This is a genomic window from Stenotrophomonas sp. 2201_Sma (genome assembly GCF_056486685.1).
In genome coordinates this window covers 2,337,896-2,359,517 of record NZ_CM151329.1, presented here as the reverse complement: position 1 = coordinate 2,359,517, position 21,622 = coordinate 2,337,896, and the positions used below count along the sequence as shown (strand labels likewise).

The 21,622-nt window shown below is 65.1% G+C and carries 22 protein-coding genes; 17 read left to right on the top strand and 5 right to left on the bottom strand.

Annotation, left to right across the window (positions count from 1 at the left end; all coding sequences use genetic code 11):
• The first annotated feature begins 44 nt into the window (after nt 1-44).
• The gene (locus ACZLIF_RS11105; RefSeq protein WP_128988192.1) at nt 45-1,703 is read left to right on the top strand and encodes an ABC transporter ATP-binding protein; all 1,659 of its coding nucleotides are present in this window, start codon (nt 45-47) and stop codon (nt 1,701-1,703) included.
• A gap of 22 nt (nt 1,704-1,725) precedes the next feature.
• Here the strand turns inward: ACZLIF_RS11105 and ACZLIF_RS11100 are convergent, their stop codons facing one another.
• Nucleotides 1,726-2,379: a hydrolase gene (locus ACZLIF_RS11100; RefSeq protein ID WP_128988193.1), complete on the bottom strand. Its 654-nt coding sequence runs from the start codon at nt 2,377-2,379 to the stop codon at nt 1,726-1,728.
• Between the two features lie 140 nt (nt 2,380-2,519).
• On the opposite strand from ACZLIF_RS11100, the gene ACZLIF_RS11095 reads away from it, so the two are divergent.
• Together ACZLIF_RS11095 and ACZLIF_RS11090 are read left to right on the top strand one after the other, a co-directional pair.
• Complete coding sequence (locus ACZLIF_RS11095; RefSeq protein WP_128988194.1) at nt 2,520-3,431, top strand: LysR family transcriptional regulator; 912 nt, start codon at nt 2,520-2,522, stop codon at nt 3,429-3,431.
• A gap of 116 nt (nt 3,432-3,547) precedes the next feature.
• The gene (locus ACZLIF_RS11090) at nt 3,548-4,366 is read left to right on the top strand and encodes a S1 family peptidase (RefSeq protein WP_128988195.1); all 819 of its coding nucleotides are present in this window, start codon (nt 3,548-3,550) and stop codon (nt 4,364-4,366) included.
• 12 nt (nt 4,367-4,378) lie between these two features.
• On the opposite strand, the gene ACZLIF_RS11085 is transcribed toward ACZLIF_RS11090, so the two are convergent.
• The 3 genes from ACZLIF_RS11085 to ACZLIF_RS11075 all read right to left on the bottom strand — a co-directional run bounded on the left by ACZLIF_RS11085 (nt 4,379) and on the right by ACZLIF_RS11075 (nt 6,590).
• Nucleotides 4,379-4,657, bottom strand: a complete 279-nt coding sequence (locus ACZLIF_RS11085) for a hypothetical protein (RefSeq protein WP_128988196.1) — start codon at nt 4,655-4,657, stop codon at nt 4,379-4,381.
• An 81-nt stretch (nt 4,658-4,738) separates the two neighbouring features.
• Entirely contained in the window at nt 4,739-4,897 is a 159-nt protein-coding gene (locus ACZLIF_RS11080) for a hypothetical protein (RefSeq protein ID WP_164972356.1), read from the bottom strand.
• A gap of 799 nt (nt 4,898-5,696) precedes the next feature.
• Nucleotides 5,697-6,590 carry a LysR family transcriptional regulator gene (locus ACZLIF_RS11075; protein ID WP_128988197.1) on the bottom strand — a complete coding sequence of 298 codons (894 nt, stop codon included), beginning with the start codon at nt 6,588-6,590 and terminating at the stop codon, nt 5,697-5,699.
• Between the two features lie 111 nt (nt 6,591-6,701).
• Here ACZLIF_RS11075 and ACZLIF_RS11070 point away from each other — a divergent pair, with 111 nt between their 5' ends.
• From ACZLIF_RS11070 to ACZLIF_RS11045, 6 genes are all read left to right on the top strand, one after another.
• Entirely contained in the window at nt 6,702-7,760 is a 1,059-nt protein-coding gene (locus ACZLIF_RS11070) for an alpha/beta hydrolase (RefSeq protein WP_128988198.1), read from the top strand.
• Complete coding sequence (locus tag ACZLIF_RS11065) at nt 7,757-8,968, top strand: MFS transporter (RefSeq protein WP_128988199.1); 1,212 nt, start codon at nt 7,757-7,759, stop codon at nt 8,966-8,968. The genes ACZLIF_RS11070 and ACZLIF_RS11065 overlap by 4 nt, the downstream gene beginning before the upstream one ends.
• A gap of 134 nt (nt 8,969-9,102) precedes the next feature.
• A complete protein-coding gene (locus ACZLIF_RS11060; RefSeq protein ID WP_206733966.1) occupies nt 9,103-9,450 on the top strand; it encodes a cyclophilin-like fold protein in 348 nt (115 codons plus the stop codon).
• A gap of 148 nt (nt 9,451-9,598) precedes the next feature.
• Nucleotides 9,599-10,693, top strand: coding sequence for an alpha/beta hydrolase (locus ACZLIF_RS11055; protein WP_128988201.1), 1,095 nt, complete (start codon nt 9,599-9,601; stop codon nt 10,691-10,693).
• Nucleotides 10,694-10,846: 153 nt separating this feature from the next.
• A complete protein-coding gene (locus ACZLIF_RS11050; RefSeq protein WP_128988202.1) occupies nt 10,847-11,905 on the top strand; it encodes an alpha/beta hydrolase in 1,059 nt (352 codons plus the stop codon).
• Nucleotides 11,902-13,056 (top strand): (R)-mandelonitrile lyase, encoded by a 1,155-nt coding sequence (locus tag ACZLIF_RS11045; protein WP_128988203.1) that lies wholly within the window; start codon nt 11,902-11,904, stop codon nt 13,054-13,056. The genes ACZLIF_RS11050 and ACZLIF_RS11045 overlap by 4 nt, the downstream gene beginning before the upstream one ends.
• Before the next feature lie 12 nt (nt 13,057-13,068).
• On the opposite strand, the gene ACZLIF_RS11040 is transcribed toward ACZLIF_RS11045, so the two are convergent.
• On the bottom strand, nt 13,069-13,962 hold the full coding sequence (locus ACZLIF_RS11040; protein WP_128988204.1) for a LysR family transcriptional regulator: 894 nt from the start codon (nt 13,960-13,962) through the stop codon (nt 13,069-13,071).
• A 74-nt stretch (nt 13,963-14,036) separates the two neighbouring features.
• Between ACZLIF_RS11040 and ACZLIF_RS11035 the strand changes: the two genes are divergently transcribed.
• From ACZLIF_RS11035 to ACZLIF_RS11000, 8 genes are all read left to right on the top strand, one after another.
• On the top strand, nt 14,037-14,633 hold the full coding sequence (locus tag ACZLIF_RS11035) for a flavodoxin (protein ID WP_128988205.1): 597 nt from the start codon (nt 14,037-14,039) through the stop codon (nt 14,631-14,633).
• A gap of 10 nt (nt 14,634-14,643) precedes the next feature.
• Nucleotides 14,644-15,636 carry an aldo/keto reductase gene (locus tag ACZLIF_RS11030; RefSeq protein WP_128988206.1) on the top strand — a complete coding sequence of 331 codons (993 nt, stop codon included), beginning with the start codon at nt 14,644-14,646 and terminating at the stop codon, nt 15,634-15,636.
• Between the two features lie 154 nt (nt 15,637-15,790).
• Nucleotides 15,791-16,438 carry an aldehyde dehydrogenase iron-sulfur subunit PaoA gene (paoA, locus tag ACZLIF_RS11025; RefSeq protein WP_128988207.1) on the top strand — a complete coding sequence of 216 codons (648 nt, stop codon included), beginning with the start codon at nt 15,791-15,793 and terminating at the stop codon, nt 16,436-16,438.
• Complete coding sequence (locus tag ACZLIF_RS11020) at nt 16,435-17,385, top strand: FAD binding domain-containing protein (protein WP_053515781.1); 951 nt, start codon at nt 16,435-16,437, stop codon at nt 17,383-17,385. Before paoA ends, ACZLIF_RS11020 begins: the two co-directional genes overlap by 4 nt.
• On the top strand, nt 17,385-19,589 hold the full coding sequence (paoC, locus tag ACZLIF_RS11015; RefSeq protein ID WP_128988209.1) for an aldehyde oxidoreductase molybdenum-binding subunit PaoC: 2,205 nt from the start codon (nt 17,385-17,387) through the stop codon (nt 19,587-19,589). Before ACZLIF_RS11020 ends, paoC begins: the two co-directional genes overlap by 1 nt.
• 9 nt (nt 19,590-19,598) lie before the next feature.
• Nucleotides 19,599-20,660 carry an XdhC family protein gene (locus ACZLIF_RS11010; RefSeq protein WP_128988210.1) on the top strand — a complete coding sequence of 354 codons (1,062 nt, stop codon included), beginning with the start codon at nt 19,599-19,601 and terminating at the stop codon, nt 20,658-20,660.
• The gene (locus ACZLIF_RS11005) at nt 20,636-21,259 is read left to right on the top strand and encodes a nucleotidyltransferase family protein (protein ID WP_128988211.1); all 624 of its coding nucleotides are present in this window, start codon (nt 20,636-20,638) and stop codon (nt 21,257-21,259) included. Before ACZLIF_RS11010 ends, ACZLIF_RS11005 begins: the two co-directional genes overlap by 25 nt.
• Nucleotides 21,225-21,599 (top strand): hypothetical protein, encoded by a 375-nt coding sequence (locus tag ACZLIF_RS11000; RefSeq protein ID WP_478461939.1) that lies wholly within the window; start codon nt 21,225-21,227, stop codon nt 21,597-21,599. Before ACZLIF_RS11005 ends, ACZLIF_RS11000 begins: the two co-directional genes overlap by 35 nt.
• Nucleotides 21,600-21,622: the final 23 nt, after the last annotated feature.

Below are 21,622 nucleotides of genomic sequence, written 5' to 3'. Positions count from 1 at the left end.
CTGCCTTGCCCTGTGGACCGCCGAGACGCCGGGGACCGAGAGTGATGAAGCCGTTCGCTGTGCCCGCGCCTGTCAGCGAAATACTGACGGCCTACTGGAAAGCCGATCGCACGCTGCTGCTACTCATCGCCGGCACCGTGCTGCTCTCCGGCCTGGCCACCGTTGCCGCGCCCTATCTGTTCTCTCGCTTGATCGACCGCCTGCCCGGGCAGGGCGCAGCCGTCCTGGCCGGGTGGTTCGTTCTCTACGCCGTGCTGCTCGGGGTGGGCAGCGTGCTGCAGAACACGGTGCAGTACCTGTCATTCCTCAGCGGCGAGAATCTGAGCTTCATCACCAGTACCCGCTATTTCGCGCGCCTGCTGAAGAAGACCAGCAGCTTCTTCGTGGAATACAACGCAGCGGAACTGCAAGTGGCCGGCGAAAAGGGGCGGGGGGCGCTCAAGATCGTCGTGCAGCTGGGCCTGGTGGCCTTCATTCCCAGTGCCCTGCAGATCGTGTTGACCCTGGTCACCCTGGGCGCGCTGATCAACCTGCAGATCGTCGCCATCGTGCTGGGCTACGGCACGGTGGCCGTCGCGCTTTCCGCGCTCGCTACCCGACGTGCACGCATCCACCGCGAAGCGGCCGTCGAGGCCGGCCAGCAGAACGCCCGCTTCGTCGGCAATGCCATGAATGCGATGGAAACACTCAGGCAGTTTGGCGGCAGCAGCTGGATGGTGCAGCGCTTCGAGCAGAAGGCACAGAGCGTGCGCGACAGCTGGCGCGCCTACGTACTGCAGCGCGTAGGCTTCATTGCCCTGCTGGGCATCGGCCTGGCCATCGAGTTCATCGTCACCTTCAGCCTGCTGCTGCCGCGCTACCAGAATGGACAGCTGAGCGTGGGCGACATCGTCCTGTTCAATCTGCTGCTGCTCCAGCTCAATCTGCCGCTGGAGATGATCGCGCGCTCCATCGATGACGTCGCCCGTTCGTGGAGCATGCTGGCGCCGCTCTCTGCCCTGTGGGCCGCGCCCGAGGAACCGCAGGTGGCCCATGCCGAACGGTTCTCCGCCCGCATTGGCCTGCTCCAGTTCGACGGAGTGAGCCACCGCTATGACAACGGGCGCGGCGTCACCGATGCAACCTTCCACGCCGGACGCGGCGGCATCACCTTCCTGATGGGAGAGACCGGTGCCGGCAAGTCGACACTGTTCAAGCTGGCGCTGAAATCCATCGAGCCCCAGCACGGCCGGATACGGGTGGACGGTACCGATCTGGCGCGGATTGATCGCGCGACGTGGCACGCGGCCGTCGCGGTCGTTCCGCAGGACGTGATGCTGCTCAACGAGAGCGTGGCCGATAACATCCTGCTGGGGCGCCCGCGCGATGACGAGCGACTCCGGCACGCCGCACGCAAGGCTGCCATCCTCGCCTTGATCGAAGCGCTGCCCGAGCACTTCGAGACCACGGTTGGCGAGCGTGGCCTGAAGCTCTCCGGCGGCGAGCGGCAGCGCATCGCCATCGCACGCGCACTGTATGGCGAGCCCGCGATCCTGTTGCTGGACGAAGCGAGCTCCGCCCTGGACGAGGCGACCGAACGCGAGATCATGGGCCATATCCGGGCGCTGGCCAGCGAGGTGACCGTGCTGGCCATCACCCATCGGCGCAGTGTCGTCACCGACGCCGACCGGGTGGTGGAGCTGGGCAGAACGAAGGGTGCCTGAGCGCACCCTCGGCACTGTTCGATCAGCCCGCCTTGGCAGGCACCGGCGTATTGAGCAGCTGCTGTTCCCACATGTAGGCGATGCCGCTGCCGCCGACGTGATCGATCATCACCTGCGTCAGCTTCTCGCCCGATGCCACGCGTGCCCAGTCGCGCTGCCACTCGGCGGCAAGCGCCAGCCAGGTCATCATGTTGACGCCGGCCGCGATCATCCGCTGGATGGCTACCTCGTGCGCTTCGGTGGAGACGCCGCCTGAGGCATCGGTAATGACCGTGACGTCCCAGCCTTCCCCCGCAGCCTGGATCGCCGGCATCGCAACGCAGATTTCGGTCCACAGGCCGGCGATGATGAGCTGCTTGCGGCCCGTCGCCTTGACTGCGTCCACAACGGCCTTGTCTTCCCAGGTATTGATGGAGGTCCGGTCGATGACCTCCTGGCCCGGGAACACATCGGTGATGTGGCGGAACAGCAGTCCGCCGCGCTCGGCGATCACGCTGGTCAGAATGACCGGCACGTCGAATACCTTGGCCGACTTGGCCAGCGCCGTGGCGTTGTTCACCACCGCCTGCGGGTCGTGGCTGTTCACGTTCGCGAGCTGGTAGGGCTGATGGTCGATCAGCACGAGGACGGAATCTTCCGGGCGAAGCAGTGAATCCAGACCGTTGCGAAACGTCATGACTGTTCCTCTGGCAGTGAGATGCGGATGGATGTGAGGGCCGGTATGCGGGTGCGACCCGGGATCGATACTGGCATTCCGCGTTTCGGGACAGTAGCCACCGACCGGGCTACACTGTGTCGCACATCGGGGAACGCGCCATGGACATCGAGGAACTGCGGACATTTGTCGAAGTGGCCGATGCCGGTGGCGTCACCGCGGCGGCGCAGCGGCTCGGCATCGCCAAGTCGATCGTCAGCCGGCGGCTGGCACGGCTCGAAGCGGATCTCGGCATCCAGCTGCTGGCCCGCACAACCCGTGGCGCGTCGCTGACAGAAGCCGGCGCCACCTTCCGCGACTATGCGGCCAGGGTCACCGCCGAAATCGATATCGCCAAGGAAACGCTGCTTCCGGCGGGCGAACTGCGCGGACGCCTGCGCATCGCCGCACCGTTGTCGTTCGGACCGACCCATCTGGCGCCCATCTTCGCCAGGCTGGCGCAGCGCCATCCGCACCTGCACGTGCATGCCTGCTACAGCGATCGGCATGTGGACCTGGTGGTCGAGGGCTACGACTGTGCGATACGGCTTGGCCACCTTCCCGATTCCAACCTGATCGCGCGGCGTATCGGGCCGATCTTCGGAAAGCTGGTGGCCACACCCGGCTATGTCGCCACGCGCGGCGCGCCGCAGACACCGGATGCCTTGCTTTCCCACGAATGCCTGATGCAGGGCACGGAGAGCTGGCAGTTCATGGACGGGGATACCGTAATCGCTGTGCGTCCACAGGGGCGCTTCAAGGGCGACAACGGTACGGCGCTGGTGGCCGCTGCGCTGGCGGGCCTGGGCATCGCAATGGTGCCCGAGGGCCTGGTCAGCGAACACCTTGCCTCGGGCGCACTGGTGTCGCTCATGGAACACCACCCGGTGCGGCCCGCGGGCATGTACGTGGTGAGGCCGCCAACGCCGCACCCGGCGCGCAAGGTGCGCGTGCTGACCGAGATGTTGATTGAATGCTTCGGAAGCGCCGCAGAGAACCCGTCGGCTGCGCAGCAGGTGCAAGCACAGCCCTGACTCCGCGCCCGGTTTGCCGGTCTTCGTCGGCCTTCTTCGGGTCTGGTCGCATGCCGCTCACCAGGCAGGTGCATTTCGGCTAGCGTGGGCACTTGAACACGGGGATGCAGAAATACATGAAACGCTGGCTCTTCCTGATGCTTGTAACGGTCCCGTTTGCTGCCGGGGCCATCGTCATCCGTGACGACGTGGACGATGCCCGTTACCGCATCGATGGATCTGCCTTCCCGGCCCTGACCGACCTGCCGGGAGAGGGGCACGGCGTACTGATCGCTCCGCGCTGGGTGGTCACCGCCGCGCACGCGGCACCGATGGACGGCATGGGTGCCGAGGTCACCGTCGGTGGGCGCAACTACGCCGTCGCGGGTGTGTATCTGCACCCCGGTTTCAGGCGGATGCCGGCCGCGCTGGGCGACGAAGCCCTGGCAACGGGCAGTGCCGCGAACATCCACGTGTTCCTGGCGGCATCGGATGACATTGCGTTGATCCGGCTGGCCACGCCTGTCGCGGATGTCGAGCCGGTCGCGCTTTATCGGGGCGCGGGCGAGGTTGCGCAGGTGGCCACCTTGATAGGGAAGGGCGCCACCGGTAATGGCGCCGAGGGGTTGATTCCCGGCGGGTCGCATCGCACCGCCCTGCGGCGGGCGTGCAACGCCATCACTGGCGGCAACGACCGCTATCTCTGGTACCGGTTCGATCCGCCGCCGAGCGCCCTGCCGCTGGAAGGCGTGCTGGGCAACGGCGACAGCGGCGGCCCGCTGGTCATCAATGCGCAGGGCCGCTGGCAGCTGGTCGGCCTGGGCTCCTGGATCACCGCCGTTCCCGAGCACGCCCTTGAGGCCGGCTTCTATGGCCAGGTGGTGTTCAACGTGCGCATCTCACGCTACGCCGACTGGATCGACCGCGTCATGTCCGGGGACGACGCCGGTCGATAGCGGTCGCCGGGTTCAACCCGGCAGCTCGCACTTCATCTTTCCGTCCACGTAGTACGGCTTGGGCACGTTGGGGTTGTCGCTGGTCTTGTCGAAGACCACCTCGAACGAGTCGGTATCCGGCGAGCCCTTGCGATCGGTGCAGGCGTCCTGCAGCTTCTTCTTGACCGCAGCAATGCCGGCATCGCGGTTGGCGCCTTCGGCGCTGTTGGTCAGGTTCACGGTCTCGGCCGAGGCCAGCGGGCTCAGGGCCAGCAGGCAGCCGGTAATCAGCACGGTGTGGAGCTTGGTCATGGACTCGGCTCGTGAAGGTTCAGGGGCTTCGAGGATAGTGCGCGGCTGTTAACGGTACGTGGTTGGGTGTGATGCGTCACGTTAATGGATGCCGCCTGCCGGTCTGGCCGGCTGCTCCAGCACGCGGTTGCCGACATACTGGTCACGCTCTCCATGCTGCCGTGCGCGCTCTGCGGCAAGCAGAATTTCCATCACCACGCGCAGGCGGTTGAGAGAGCAGTCGGCGTCGGACAGCGCCATGCGTCGCCCTTGCGGCAGATGACCCTCCGGCCAGGGCCGGCCGTTGGACGCTGCACCTGCGCCGATGCTGTGCAGTAGCGAAACGAAGGCGTTGCGATCCGGTGTGGGCTCGTTGGCGGGATGCAGGCGGATCGGCTGCGGAGGAGGGGAGTAGGCGTTGCAGGGCTCCGAACAGATAAACGGAAGCCGCCACCGATAAAGGTGGCGGACGGTGCGAGGCTCGAAAACCCGGTCTACGCTGGAACCGGCAGGCACAAGGCCTCCGCGCACCGCCCGCCATAGCTGGCTGGCAAGCGTGTACTTCGGCGTAGAACCGAGGCTTCGAAGCCCGGAACCCGTTTTCGGTGGCGCGCCAAGAATTACTCCCGGTCATGTGGGAGGCCAAGGGCATGGGGTAGATGCCGACAACGCCCTCGACGCTTCTTGCGTTGTCGCATGGCAGGCAAGGGCAGGGAGGCGCCCGTCGTGCAAGGGTTTGGCGTGATTTCAGGCTTGGGCTGTCGTGGTGACGACTGCCTGAGTCGTTGTTGCAGAAATTCAGGGCAATCGAGACAGGCGATAGTATCTGCAGGTATGGAGTGGCGTGTCAGCATGGGCACGCGTTGACATCTATCAGGAGGGGGTTCTGACGCTGCCCCTGGATGTGCGTTGTTGGTTTGCCCGGGCCTTGGTCACTCGGCAACGTGCGAAGGGTCAGGTGTGATTAGGGATGTTTATCGAGGGTGGGGCGGATGTCCATTTCCAGCCGATACAGGGCACAAAGGGGGAATTAGGACCGCACCCGGCATCGGCCTCCACATCACCTATCCAGCTTCCACCACGCGACCAGTGCCGCAAATGCGGGCGACGGCTGCCGACGGTTCGGGTAGTAGAGGTGGTAGCCGGGGAAAGGAACGCACCACCTGTCCAGCACGGCCAGCAGCCTGCCGTGCGCGATGTGCTCGGCCACCAGCGGTTCCGGCACGTAAGCCAAGCCCAGGCCATCCAGTGCGGCATTGATGACGTGGGTCATGCTGTTGAAGACCAACGGCCCGTCGCCGCGCACGGTGAATTCCTTGCCTTTCTCTTCGAACTCCCATGCATAGATGGCACCGTTTGGGCGGTGTCGGATGTGGACGCAGCGGTGGTGCGTAATGTCGGCGGGCTTCTTCGGTTTCGGATGCTTCTCGAAGTAGTCGGGCGAGCCCACCACGACCAGACGCCAATCGGGGCCAACCCTGACAGCGATCATGTCCTTGCTCAGCGCCTCCCCGAGCCGGATGCCCGCATCGAAGCGTTGCTCCACCACATTGGTGAAGCCGTAATCCACGTAGAACTCAAGCGTGATGTCCGGGTACTCGGCCAGGAACCCAGCAAGCCGCGGGCGGATGACGGTTTCCATGGAATCGTCAGTGCAGGAGATCCGTAGCGTTCCGGCGGGTCGGTCGCGCAGGTCTCCCAACGCCTCTACGCTGGCGCCGATAGCTTCGAAATGCGGCGCGATCGAGCGCATCAGTCGCTCGCCTGCCTCCGTGGGCGATACGTTGCGCGTCGTCCTGGCCAGGAGGCGAATGCCCAGGCGCTCTTCCAGCAACCGCATCGAATGGCTCAGCGCAGAGGGCGTTACCCCAAGACGAACAGCCGCCTTGGTGAAACTCTGCTCCTGCGCCACAACCAGGAACGCTTGCAGATCGTGAGTCTTCACGGTGCTCATGGATCAATTGTGAGCTCAACTCAGCAATGCATCAACTTTCAAGCGGCTTATCGATATAGGGGCCGGGGCCTATCGTGGCGACCCAAGTCCCCCAACCGAGGCCACACGCCCATGAAACGCACCACGCTGCTGCTGGCACTGCTCGCCAGCCTCAATGTTCCGGCTTCGGCCATGGCCGCTGACGCACCGGTGCCGGCCCGGGCTCTTGGAGCCGACAACTTCTACCGCAGCCCAACGGTCAAGGGGGAGCGCGTGAGCTTCCACAACCAGTACCAGATGGAGGTGGTGGGCACGCTTTATCGCCCTCAAGGCTTGCCTGGCGGCAGCCGCGCCCCCGCAGTGGTGGTTGGCCACCCGATGGGCGCAGTGAAGGAGCAGAGCTCGCAGCTCTACGCGCAGAAGTTGGCCGAGCAGGGTTTCGTTACGCTGGCGATCGACCTTTCCTTCTGGGGCGAGAGTGCTGGCGCCCCCCGACACCTAGTGGCGCCGGAAATCTACTCGGACGATATCAGTGCGGCCGTGGATTTCCTGAGCACTCAGTCCTTTGTCGACCCCGACCGCATCGGCGGCCTGGGCATCTGTGGCAGCGGCAGCTTTGTGATCAGTGCCGCCAAGATCGACTCGCGCATCAAGGCCATCGCCACGGTGAGCATGTACGACATGGGCGCGGCGGCACGGCAGGGGCTGAACAATGGCCAGTCGCTGGAGCAGCGCAAGGCGGTGATCCAGTCCGCGACAGACCAGCGTCTGGCCGAATTCAAGGGCGGGGCGCCGGTGTTCGTGCCTGGCACCGTGAACCAACTCGATGCTGACACGCCCGCCATCCAGCGTGAGTTCTTCGACTTCTACCGCACCCCGCGCGGCGCCTACACGCCAAAGGGTGACAAGGCCGAACTGACAACCCAGCCGCTCTTCAGCAGCCTGGTCAAATTCATGAACTTCTATCCCTTCAACGACATTGAGACGATCTCGCCTCGGCCAATGCTCTTCATCTCCGGCGACGCCGCGCATTCCCGTGAGTTCAGCGAAGACGCCTACCGAAGGGCAGGGCAGCCGAAGGAGCTCTACTGGGTGAAGGGCGCCGGCCACGTGGATCTGTACGATCGCACCCCGCTGATTCCCTTTTACAAGCTGACCACATTCTTCCAGCGCAGTCTGGCGGCGAAATGAGCAGCACCGAGGCCCTCCCGGATCGCGCGAACTGGGGCGGGGTGCTCGCAATGACGCTATGCGTCTTCGCGTTGATCGCCTCGGAATTCATGCCGGTGAGCCTGCTCACGCCCTTGGCAGCAGATCTGGGCGTGACCGAAGGCCTTGCCGGCTACGGCATTGCGATCTCGGGTGCCTTTGCGGTGCTGACCAGCCTGTCGATCTCCCGGTTGGCGGGCAACGTGAACCGGCGAACGTTGCTGTTGATCCTCACGGCGTTGATGGCGGTATCGGGACTGGTGGTAGCGCTGGCCCCGAACTATCCGGTCTACATGACAGGCCGTGCGCTGATCGGCGTGGTGATCGGTGGCTTCTGGTCGTTGTCCGCCGCAACGGCGATGCGGCTGGTGCCGGAGGCCGAGGTCCCGCGAGCCTTGGCGGTATTCAACAGCGGCAACGCGCTTGCAACGGTCATTGCGGCGCCACTGGGTAGCTACCTCGGCAGCATGATCGGATGGCGCGGCGCTTTCCTGTGCCTTCTGCCGGTGGCTGCTGTCGCCCTGGCGTGGCAGTGGTTTTGTCTGCCGTCCATGGCTGCGGAGGAAGGTCAATCACGCAGCGGGGTGGTCGTGTTGTTGCGGCGGCGGGTGGTGGCACTGGGCATGACGGCCTGCGCCGCCTTCTTCATGGGGCAGTTCGCCCTGTTCACCTACGTGCGGCCGTTCCTGGAGCGGGTGACCCTTGCGGGGGCATCTGATGTTCCATGGGTGCTGCTGGCCATCGGGGTGAGTGGCTTCGTGGGCACACTGGCCATCGGTGCGTTTGTCAGCCGCGGGCTCTATCGCACACTGGTGACCCTTCCGGCCCTGATGGCGCTGATTGCCGTCGGCCTGATTCCGCTGGGGGCGCACCTTTGGCCGACCACCGTACTGCTTTCGGCCTGGGGGCTGTTGGCCACGGCTGCACCGGTTGGCTGGTGGAGCTGGCTGGCGCGCACGTTCACCGATAATGCCGAAGCCGGTGGCGGGCTGATGGTTGCCGTGGTGCAGTGCTCCATCGCGCTGGGCGCCGCCCTTGGCGGACTGCTGTTCGATAGTTGCGGTTTTGCCAGTACTTTCCTGGCCGGTGCGGGCTTCCTGTTGTTTGCCGCGCTGCTTGCCTACCTCACGGCTTCGGAAGATCTGGACACGTCAGCAGCGGCGATTCCCAGGGATGTTCCGAAGCGATGACACGCTTTACGTCGCCTTCCGCGAAACTTCTCTTGCTCCTCGTAGCATCTGCGACGGCAGCAGCATGCCGAGCCGCGCCCGATCATCAAGTTGTCGCGACCACCAGGACTAGCGCCAACCAAGAGGTTCATCCCATGAAGATTCGACTGATCATCAACGACCAACGGCTGTCGGCCACCCTGGAAGACAGCCTTCCCGCACGCGAGTTCATCGCCCAGTTGCCACTGACCCTGCAGCTTGAAGACTACGCAGAGACCGAGAAGATCGCGCAGCTTCCGCGCCGTCTCAACGTGACGGGCGAGCCGGAGGGAATCACGCCGTTGGCGGGTGACATCGCCTTCTATGCGCCATGGGGAAATTTGGCGATCTTCCATAGGCCGTTTGCCTACTCGAAAGGCCTGGTCAGACTGGGTCGAGTAGAAGGCGGGTTGCAGCACCTTCGAAAGAAGGGGCCGGTGGAGATTCGCATCCAGTCCGACTAGCTGCCGATTGAAGATCCTCGCTCGCACGCAACCACTGCAGCGTACACATGCATATATACCTTGCATGCATCAGTCATATGCACACACGTGCTTCTTCCGGCACGGCGCGGAGGCTAGATTCCCCTGACAATCCGTCACGGAGTGACCCATGCAGACTCGCACCCGCCTCCGCACCCTGGTGCCTTGTTTTCCCGCCACACTGATCTGGATTGCGGCCTCCCTCTGCGCCACCGCTGCGCTTGCCAGCGAGCCACTGCAGATCGAATCGCAAGGAAGCCTTCTCGCGGGCGGCACGAAAAAGACGGAACCTGGCACGTTCGATCCGCTCAAGCCCTCCAACCCGGCCGGGCAGAGCTACCACGGTGACCACGTCTACGCCTTCTACCAGAAGCCGGTGAATGCGCGTCCGCTGCCGATCGTGATGTGGCACGGGGCAGGGCAGTCATCGAAGAGCTGGGAAACGACCGCCGATGGGCGCGAGGGCTTCCAGAATCTGTTCCTGCGTCGTGGCTTCACGACTTACCTGATCGATCAGCCACGCCGAGGCAAAGCCGGCCGAAGCATGGTGGAGGCCTCGCTGGCACCCGTGGCAGACGATCAGATGTGGTTCAACCAGTTCCGCATCGGGCTCTGGCCAAACTACTTCAGTGGCAGCCAGTTCCCGAAAGGCGAGGCCGTGCTTGAGCAGTTCTTCCGTTCGGTCACTCCCAACACCGGGCCGTTTGACCTGGATGTGGTCTCCGACGGCGTAGCGGCACTACTGCAGAAGACAGGACCTGCCATCCTGTTTACCCATTCGCAGGCAGGTGGTCCTGGCTGGATGACGGCCATAAAGAGCCCGAACGTTCGCGCAATCGTTGCCTTCGAGCCAGGCAGCAGCTTCGTGTTTGCAGAGGGTGATGCGCCCGCACCGATTCCCAGTGCCTTCGACACCGTAGCACCCGCAGTGGTTTCGCCCGAACAGTTCAAGGCGCTGACCCGCATTCCGATTCTGGTGCTGTATGGCGACAACATCCCCGACACGCCCGTTGACCTGCCCGCGCAGGACAGCTGGCGGGCGCGACTGGAAATGGCCCGCGCCTGGCGTGATGCCGTCAATCGGCAGGGTGGGGATGTCACCCTTGTCCATCTGCCAGACCTGGGTATTCGCGGCAACAGTCACTTCCCGTTCTCGGACCTCAACAACGTCCAGATCGCCGATCTGGTGAGTGCATTTCTGGAGAAGAAGCATCTGGATCACTGAGCCGAATTGCCATTCATAACATGCGTGCATGACTGATATCCGGATGATGCCCTGTTTCCATGAGTGCGCGACGGTTAGCTTTACTTCTGATCCCCGCCAACGCAGGCGCCCAGTGCGCTCCGGTCGGGGAATATCCAGACTGGGAGCACTTGAATGAAGCACATCGTGCACGCCACGCTGTTGGCCATATCGCTCGGCCTGGCGACAGGCAACGCCTGCGCTGCGGACTACAGGCTCAATCCCTTCAAACTGGCCTATGAAGGTGCCATCACCCGCAACGTACCCAGCGAGGTCAACATCCATTCGGTGTCCTATCCGCTGAATGGAATCGAGATCGCGGCCAACTTCTACACGCCCGCCAACTTTGATGCCTCGCGGAAGTACCCGACCATCGTGGTGGCCCACCCCAACGGCGGCGTGAAAGAGCAGGTCGCCGGCCTCTACGCACAGCGCCTGGCCGAGCAGGGCTACATCGCCATTACCGCCGACGCGGCCTATCAGGGCGCCAGTGGCGGCCAGCCGCGCAACGTGGACACGCCGTCGCACCGCATCGAAGACATCCATGGCATGGCGGATTTCATCAGCCGATTCCCTTGGGTGGATACCTCGCGCCTGGGCTTGCTGGGCATCTGTGGCGGTGGCGGCTATTCGCTGGCCGCCGCGCAGACCGACAAGCGCTTCAAGGCCATCGCCACCATCAGCATGTTCAATTCCGGCCGTGTGCGCCGCAACGGCTATGGCGACTCACAGCGCGACACTCTCCAGCAACGCCTGCGACAGGCTTCGCAGGCCCGTGCGCAGGAAGCCGCTGGCGGCGAAGTGATGTACTCCGGCGACGCCAACCTCAGCGACGAACAGATCGCCAAACTACCCTTCGATCTGTATCGGCAAGGCTATGAGTACTACTGGAAGACGCATGCCCATCCCAATTCCACCTTCCGCTACACCACCAGCAGCCTGCTGGACCTGATGCGCTGGGACGCCACCGACCAGATCGAACTGATCAACCAGCCGCTGCTGATGATTGCCGGCAGTAAGGCCGACAGCCTGTACATGAGCCAGGACGCCTTCGCCAAGGCGACCGGCACCACCGACAAGCAACTGGTGCTGCTGGACGGTGCCACGCACATCGAGACGTACTGGGTGCCCAAGTACGTGGATGCCGCCGTTGCTTCGCTCACCACGTTCTACAGCCGGACGCTTGCGCTATGACTACACCTCGTAAATCACCCGCGCACACCGCGCTGCTGGGCGCTGCATTGAGCGTGGCGGCACCCTTTGCCGACGCCGGCGAGACGCCCACGCAGCAGATCACCCGGGCAGGGGCCCAGGCGTCGGTTGCCGGCCCCGCCGAGACCTTCGTTGGCCAGGTTCGCGTCGATCCGCTGTTCCCGGCGAACGATGACGTGCAGGCCGCCTCTGCCTACGTCACGTTCGAGCCCGGCGCACGTTCGGCCTGGCACACCCATCCTGCCGGGCAGCGTCTGGTGGTGACCTCAGGTGTGGGGTTGACCCAGGAATGGGGCAAGCCGGTGCAGCAGATACAGGCCGGCGATGTGGTGGTATGCCCAGCCGGCGTCAAGCACTGGCACGGCGCGGCGCCACACAGTGCGATGACCCACCTCACGGTCACCGGCGTGGCAGGCGGGAAATCGGTGGACTGGCTGGAGCAGGTAACCGATGACCAGTATCGCGAGGCATCAGCAAGTGTCGACGCCCCCGTGGCCGGGCCGCTAACGCCCAGGCAGCAATCGATCCCGCTCATTGCAGCCGCAGCTGCCAGCAGCAACATGCCCCAGCTCAACGCCGCACTGAATCGAGGGCTGGATGCCGGCTTGACCGTGAGCGAAGCGAAGGAAGTGCTCGTGCAGCTGTATGCCTATGCAGGCTTCCCCAAGAGCCTCAATGCGCTGGGCGAACTGCTGAGCGTGGTACGCGAGCGCGAGGCGCAGAGGATCGCCACCGCAGCCGGGCAGCCACCCACCGCTGAAGTGCCTGTGGGCGATGCACTGCGCGCCGTGGGCACCGCCAACCAGACCCGCATCTCCGGCGCCCCGGTCACCGGGCCGGTCATGGACTTCGCGCCCATCATCAACCAATACCTGCAGACCCACCTGTTCGGTGACATCTTCGAGCGCGACAACCTGGATTGGCAGAGCCGTGAACTGGCCACGGTGGGTGCGCTGGCGGCCATGCCCGGCGTGGAGGCGCAACTGCGCTCGCACATGGCGGCCAGCCAGCGCGTAGGCCTCAGTCGCGCGCAATTGGAACACCTGGCCCGGCTGCTGGCACATGGCGGTCATGCGGCCGCGTCAGCCCGCGCAGTGCAGACACTGGAGCAAACCCCCGCGCCTTCGCCATGACCGTGCCGCCGTTCAACCGCGATAGCGCAGAGCATCGCGCAGCACGGTGAACGCAGGCGACGACTGCCTGCGGCTGGGGTAGTACAGGTGGTAGCCGGGGAAGGAGGGGCACCAGTCCTGCAGCACGTGGACCAGGGTGCCTGCCTGCACGTGGGGGCTCACCAGATCCTCGGGCATGTAGGCCAGCCCCAATCCCTCCAGTGCAGCTCCCAGGCGCAGGGCAATGTTGTTGAACACCAGCTGGCCTTCCACCCGCACCTTCAACTCCTGGCCCTTCTTTTCGAACTCCCACGCGAAAATGCCGCCGTGGGTCGGCAGGCGGATGGTGATGCAGTTGTGCCGGGTGAGGTCGTGCGGTGATTTCGGCTTTGGATGACGCTGGAAGTAGGCAGGCGATCCGACCACGGCCATGCGCAGGTCGGGCCCAACGCGCACGGCAATCATGTCCTTGGCCACCTGCTCGCCCATGCGGATGCCGGCGTCGAAGCCCTCGGCCACGATGTCGGTCAGCCCGTAGTCGACGATCACCTCGATGTTCAGATCAGGATTGGCCGGCAGCAGCTTGCCCAGTACCGGCTGCATCACGGTAATCGCCGCATGTTCGCCGGCAGTGATGCGCAGGCGCCCGGCGGGCTTGTCGCGGTAGGCATTCAGCTGCGCAAGCTCGCTGTCGATCTCCTCGAAGCGCGGTGCAATCACCCGCAGCAACTGCTCTCCGGCCTCGGTGGGCGAAACGCTGCGGGTGGTCCGGGCAAGCAAGCGCACCCCCAGGCGCTCTTCGAGCTGACGCATCGACCGGCTCAGGGCAGGCTGGGACATGCCGAGCTGGGCCGCAGCCCGGGTAAAGCTGCGTTCCCTGGCCACCAGCACGAACATGGCCAGCTGATCGTAATTCTCGACGCTCATTGATGCGCACCGGATATAAGCGATATCCGATTATGCCTCTGCAAGAATTTGTTTTGGGGGCGTAGATTGGCGCCATGACGATTCCAAACCCCAACCTTGGTCGCCGGGCCGTCATCGCCGCCCTGGCCTCGCTCCCGCTGGGATGTTCCGCCACAGTGCCGGAGGAGGGTATGGTCGCTGACCGATCAAGTGCACGGACCTTGATTGCCTGCTTCTCACGCTCGGGCAACACCCGGGTTGTCGCCGGGCTCATTCATCGCAGCATGCCCAGCGACCTGTTTGAGATACAGACTGCCGTGGACTACCCGGCGGACTACCTGGAAACGGTGGCGAAGGCGCGGCAGGAGCGCGACGACGACGTGGAACCTGCGCTGCGCACGCGTATTACCGGCATTGATCGCTATGACACCGTGTACCTGGGTTTCCCGATCTGGGGTGAAACCACGCCGCCGATCATTCGATCACTACTGTCGCAGCACGACATGAGTGGCAAGACCATCGTGCCGTTCATAACCCATGGCGGCTACGGCGTGGGTAGCAGCCTACGCGTGCTTGCTCGCCACGCGCCTGATGCACGCATATTGCAGGCATTCGTGATGCAGGCCGACCAGGAGCGCAAAACCATGGAGAGCGTCAACGCCTGGTTGGCAGCTCCGCACACTCCCCGATGAGGATTCGAGCATGAAGACCCGCACGCTTGGACAAGGCCTTGAAGTCTCTGCCCTCGGCCTTGGCTGCATGGGCATGAGCTCGGCGTACGGCCCGGCCGCCGACAAGCGGGAAATGATCGCGTTGATCCGCACGGCGGTGGAGCGTGGCGTCACCCACTTCGACACCGCCGAAGCCTACGGCCCCTTCGCCAACGAAGTGCTGGTGGGCGAGGCCTTGGCGCCGGTTCGCGACCATGTGGTGATCGCCACCAAGTTCGGCTTCGACATCGATCCTGCGACCGGTGCCCGTGGCGCCGGTACCAACAGCCAGCCCGCGCATATCCGGGCCGCCGTGGAGGGCAGCCTGAAACGGCTTGGCATTGATCGCATCGATCTGCTTTACCAGCACCGCGTTGACCCGGCGGTGCCCATCGAGCAGGTTGCCGATACGGTGAAGGCCCTTATTGCAGAGGGCAAGGTTGCGCATTTCGGCCTGTCTGAAGCCGGCGTGCAGACGATCCGCCGGGCCCATGCAGTGCAACCGTTGACGGCTGTGCAGAGCGAGTTCTCGCTGTTCTGGCGTGAGCCGGAAGCAGAACTTCTGCCGCTGCTTGAGGAGCTGGGCATTGGCTTCGTACCCTTCAGTCCACTGGGCGCTGGCTTCCTGACCGGAAAGATTGACGAGCACACGCAGTTCGATGCGACGGACTTCCGCAACTCGGTACCCCGCTTCTCCACGGAGTCACGCCGGGCCAACATGGCCTTGGTCGACGCGGTGAAAACGCTGGCTGCAGCGAAGAAGGCTACGCCCGCGCAGGTCGCTCTGGCGTGGCTGCTTGCCCAAGGGTCGTACATTTCGCCGATTCCAGGCACCACCAAGCTTCACCGGCTGGATGAGAATCTGGGCGCGGTGGATCTGGCGCTGGATGGAACCGAACTGGCGCGCATCAGTAAGCAAGTGGCGGCGGTCAGTGTCAGTGGCGCACGTTTGCCAGAGGCAGCATTGAAGATGACCGGCCAGTAGGCTCGACCGACGATTCCGGCACGCCTCGGGCCGGTTTCACAAATCTGTACCCCGCAGACGGGCATAGTGCCCTTTGAGTAGTGTGAGCGCGTCCATCCAGCCACGGGGTTTCCCCGAACGCCAGGAGGTCACTGTGCCAAGTTGGGATGAAGGAATGAAGTTGACGCGTCGCCAGGTGATCGCCGGCGGCGCCACGACCGTGGCGATGTCCGCCGCACCGGGGGCGTCATCGCTCGCCGCCGAACTGGCGGCATCCCCGCCGCCCAGGCCGCCGGTCATCAGCACGGTGGCCTTGACCGTCAACGGCGTGCGCCGGGAGCTTGAGCTCGACACGCGGACCACGCTGCTCGATGCCCTGCGCGAACATCTGAAGCTGACCGGGACCAAGAAGGGCTGCGACCACGGTCAATGCGGCGCCTGTACCGTGCTGGTCAACGGTGAGCGCATCAATGCCTGCCTCAGCCTGGCGGTGCAGCACCAGGGCGATGCCATCACCACCATCGAAGGCCTCGGAACCCCCGATGACCTGCATCCGATGCAGGCCGCCTTCATCAAGCATGACGGTTACCAGTGCGGGTATTGCACGCCGGGGCAGATCTGTTCGGCGGTGGCGGTACTGGACGAGATCAAGCGGGGTGTCCCCAGTCATGTGCAGGCGGACGTCAGCGCACGGCCCCGGACCACCAGCATGGAAATGCGTGAGCGCATGAGTGGCAACCTCTGCCGATGCGGCGCCTATTCCAATATTGCCGAGGCAATGCAGGAGGTCGCTGGCGTGACCTCTGCAGGGAGGCGCTCATGAGGGCCTTCAGTTACGAACGTGCAAAATCCCCGGCCGAGGCCGCCAAGGCCGTCGCCGGTACCGAGGGCGCGAAGTTCCTGGCCGGAGGGACCAACCTGCTCGACCTGATGAAGCTGGAGGTCGAGACGCCAACGCACCTGGTCGACGTGCAGGACATCGGCCTGGACAGGATCGAACCCACCGACGAGGGCGGCCTGCGCATCGGCACGCTGGTCACCAATACCGCACTGGCCTCGCATGAGCGCGTGCGCCGCGACTACGCGGTGTTGACCCGCGCGATCGTGGCAGGCGCCTCCGGGCAGCTGCGCAACAAAGCCACCACCGGCGGAAATCTGCTGCAGCGCACGCGCTGCCCGTATTTCTACGACCCCCATCTGCCCTGCAACAAGCGCCTGCCCGGATCAGGCTGCGGCGCGCTCGAAGGGTTCTCCCGCCAGATGGGCGTGATCGGCACCTCGGACAGCTGCATCGCGACCTATCCGGGCGACATGGCGGTGGCCCTGCGGGTGCTGGACGCCTCGATCCAGACCGTCAGGGGTGACGGTAGTACGCGCAGCATCCCGATCGCCGATTTCCATCGATCCCCCGGCGACAGGCCGCAGCAGGACAACGTGCTGCAGCGCGGCGAGCTGATCACCCACGTCACGCTGCCGGAACCCCTGGGCGGTCGGCACGTGTACCACAAGGTACGTGACCGCGCGTCCTATGCGTTCGCACTGGTGTCGGTCGCCGCGGTCGTGCAGCAAGACGGCTCGGCGCGGTTCGCCTTCGGTGGAGTTGCGCCGAAGCCGTGGCGCATCGAGGCAGCCGAACCCCTGCTGCGCGACGGCGTAAAGGCCGCGGCCCGGCAGGTGTTCGCCGGCGCCCGTCCGACGCGGGAGAACGCGTTCAAGATCGCTCTCGCCGAGCGCACCCTTGCAGCCGTGCTGGTGGAAGGAGAGCACTGATGCCCCTTGAATTCAACGCCCCCGCCGGTGACAACCTGTTCGACAAGGCGAAGGTCGTCGGCAAGTCGACGCCGCGCATCGACGGTCCACGCAAGACCACCGGCACCGCCCCTTATGCGTACGAGCGCCATGACGTGGCACCGAACCAGGCCTACGGCTATATCGTCGGCGCGGGCATCGGCAAGGGCCGCATCATTTCGATGGATGCCTCCCGCGCACGCGCCGCGCCAGGCGTACTGGCGGTCATCACCGCACCGGAGACCAAGCCGGTCGGAAAATCGAACTGGAACAATGCGCCGCTGTTCGGCGGCCCCGATGTGGCCCACTACCACCAGGCCATCGCCTGCGTGGTGGCCGAGACCTTCGAGCAGGCCCGCGCCGCCGCGGCTCTGATCCGCACCCGCTATGAGCGCGGCAAGGGCCGCTTCGATTTTCCCGCACTGGCGCCGTCCGCGCCGCTGGCAAAGGGGCGCGATGGCAAGCCCGACCGGCAGGCGCTGGGCGATTTCGACACCGCCTACGCGAGCGCCGCGGTCAAACTCGACGAGACCTACCACACCTCCGACGAAAGTCATTCGATGATGGAGCCGCACGCCACCATCGCCGCCTGGGAGGACGACACGCTCACGCTGTGGACGGCGAACCAGATGATCGACTGGGCCAGGCAGGGCATGGCGGCGATCCTCGGCATCGATCCTGCCAAGGTGCGCGTGGACTCGCCCTATATCGGCGGCGGCTTCGGCGGCAAGTTGTTCATCCGTGCCGACGCGGTGCTGGCCGCGTTGGCGGCCAAGCAGGTCGGGCGACCGGTGAAGATCGCGCTGCAACGGCCTTTGATGGCCAACAACACCACCCACCGGCACGCAACCATTCAACGCGTCCGGATCGGTTGCGCGAAAGACGGCAGGATCTCTGCCATCGCCCATGAGAACTGGTCGGGCAACATCAACGGCGAGGACGGCGAGAACGGCACCCTGCAGACGCCCAAGCTCTATGCGGGCGCCAACCGCCTGGTGGCCAACTACATCGCCACGCTCGACATGCCCGAAGGCAATGCAATGCGCGCGCCGGGCGAAGCGCCAGGCCACATGGCGCTGGAAGTGGCGATGGACGAGATGGCCGAGAAGCTGGGCCTCGACCCGATCGCGTTCCGCATCCTCAACGAGCCGGAGGTCGTACCCGGCGACCCGTCCAAGAAGTTCTCCGACCGCAACCTGGTCCGCTGTCTGCGCGAAGGCGCGAAGCGCTTCAACTGGAACAAGCGCAATCCCAGGCCGGCGCAGGTAAGGGAAGGGCACTGGCTGGTCGGCATGGGCGTGTCCGCGGGCTATCGCGGCGCACCGACGATGAAGTCGGCGGCGCGGGTGCGGCTCGACGGCCAAGGCGGCGTGATCGTGGAAACCGACATGACCGACATCGGCACGGGCTCCTACACGATCATCGCGCAGACGGCAGCCGAGACCATGGGCGTGCCGCTGGACCGGGTACAGGTGACCCTCGGCGACTCCCGTCATCCCGCCTCCGCCGGTTCCGGCGGCCAGTGGGGCGCGGCAAGCTCCACCGCAGGCGTGTACGCGGCGTGTGTCAGCCTGCGCCGCAAGGTGGGCGAGAAACTGGGCTTCGACGGCGACACCGCAAACTTCGCCGATGGCAGCATCCAGGCGGGTGGGCGGACCATCAAGCTGGCGGAGGCGGGGACACTGTCGGCGGAGGACGGCATTGCCTTCGGCGACTTCAAACAAGGCTACGACGTCGGCACCTATGCAGGGCATTTCTGCGAGGTCGCCGTGCATGCCTACACTGGAGAGACGCGCATTCGCCGCATGCTTGCCGTATGCGATGGCGGCCGGATCCTCAATCCGCTGTCCGCGCGCAGCCAGGTCATCGGCGGGATGGTGATGGGCGCGGGGGCGACCCTCATGGAGGAACTGGTGGTCGACAAGCGGCTTGGCTTGTTCATCAACCACGACCTGGCCGGCTACGAGGTTCCCGTGCACGCCGATATTCCGTACCAGGAAGTGGTCTTCCTCGATACGCTGGATCCGGTGATCTCTCCGATGAAGGCCAAGGGCGTGGGTGAACTGGGCATCTGTGGGGTCGGCGCCGCGATCGCCAATGCGGTCTACAACGCAACCGGGGTGCGCGTACGCAACTATCCCATCACCCTGGACAAGCTGTTGCCCGGCTTGCCCGACGTGGGCTGACCCTTGCGCATGGACCAACCCGCGGCCTCAGCCACTCTGGAGGCCTCCGCGATAGGCGGAGGAGGGCCCAGGGATGCTGCCGGGCAATTGTCCGCAGCACCGGGCTTCCTCACCGAAGGAAGCCCGCGGAGCGTGCTCGAGACGGCCTTGACGCGCGCGCGCGCGGGGGAGCACGCCGTGCTGGCGCTGGTGCTGGAAACCGATGGCTCCACCTACGCCGGTGCCGGCGACATGGTGCTGTTCTGCAACGGCAGCCAGGTCGGCTGGCTGAGCGGCGGATGCCTGGAGCCCGAGCTCGCGCGACGCGCAGAGCAGGTGAGCGCGGCAGGGCAGGTCGATTGGATCGAGATCGACACGCGCAGTGACGAGGACCTGCTGAGTGGGTCCGCGCTTGGGTGCCGTGGTCGTCTGCGGATTGCACTTCTGCCATTGCGTGCCATGGCCGGCATCGACGTTGTCATCGAGGCATGGCTGCGCGAGGGTGTGCCACTACAGCGCGAGCTTCGCGCATCGGGGCAGATCGTTTTCCGCGCGGGCCATCGCGAGCGGACGTGGCAGCTGCATCCGATGGACGGTATGCAGCCCTTTGGTGAGGGTGCGTGGTGTTTGACGCTGCCCCGGCTTCCGCGGGCCCTGATCCTGGGGGGCGGTCCTGAAACGCCCTTCCTGGTTCCGTTGCTGCGTGGCCTGGGGTGGCGGATCAGCGTGGCCGAACGGCGAGCGCGCTGGGCCTCAGCGGGGCAGGGCGCGGATGCACAGTTGCAGACCAGCCCGGCCGAGGCCCTCCATGGCGACCCGTGCGACGCGGTACTGGTGATGCATCACGATTTCGAACTTGACCGGGAGGCGCTGGTGGCCCTGGCTGATACCAAAGTCGCGTTCATTGGACTGCTGGGTCCGCAGCGAAGGCGCGAGGACCTATTCAAACTGCTGACACCGGATCAGCGCCACCGCCTGTCCCCGAGACTTCGATCACCGGTTGGCCTGAAAATCGGCGGCAGAGGGCCAGAGGCGATTTCGCTCAGCATCGCCGCGCAGCTGCAGCAATGGCGAAGCGCGCACGGCAGGTGACTGACCCGCATGCGGTCGTCGTGCTTGCTGCCGGCGGGAGCACCCGACTTGGTCAGCCCAAGCAGCTTCTGACCCGGCAGGGCGAGACCCTGGTACATCGCGTGGTCCGATTGGCGCTGGCGCTCGCGCCAGCGCAGGTGTTGGTCGTGGTAGGCGCGAACGCACAGGCAGTGACATCCAGCATTGCCGGGCTGGATGCCACCCCGGTAACCAACCACCACTGGGAACGCGGCCTGGCGAGCAGTCTGCAGGTCGCCGGCGCACACCTGCCGCCGACGGTGAGCGCCGTGATGGTCGTGGCATGTGACCAGCCCGCAATCGAGCGCTCCCATCTGCAGGCGCTGCTTTCAGGTGCCCGCGTCTCGGCGTCAGGGTGCGCTGGCACCCGTCATGGGAGTGCGCTTGGCGTTCCCGCGGTAGTACCGCGCGCCTGGTTCATCCCTGTGGGTGCAGCCGGTGACCGCGGCTTCGGAGCGAGCCTGCGGCAACTTCCTGCCGATACGGTGCATGTCCTACGGGCACCGGAACTGGCCCTGGACATCGACACGCCAGAAGATCTTGCGCGTGCGCGCGATGCGGGCTGGGTCGATACTGAGTGAGTCGCACGCGGGTTCGGCCCCGTTTGAAATCGCGGCCGAGGCCGATGTGCCCAGTGCCAACGTTGCCTATTCCTTTGGCCCGCGCGCCTGGCTGGACGACCTGACCTGCTGCAACAACCTCAGCATGACCCGTCTGGTGGGGCACAGCAGCGGGGGGGGCGCGACTCCTGGCAGAACGTCACCGGCTGCAGCCTGCAGAAGGGGCGGGATGCTCACCCATGTCGACTGGATTGCCGGCCGCAACATGTGGTTTGCCGGCGGTGATGGCATCGGCATCAACAATGGCGGCCCGTCGCGCTGGCATTCACGGCTGAACCTCAATATCGGGGTCTATTTCTGAGATGCTACGGTCGGCATCGTAGC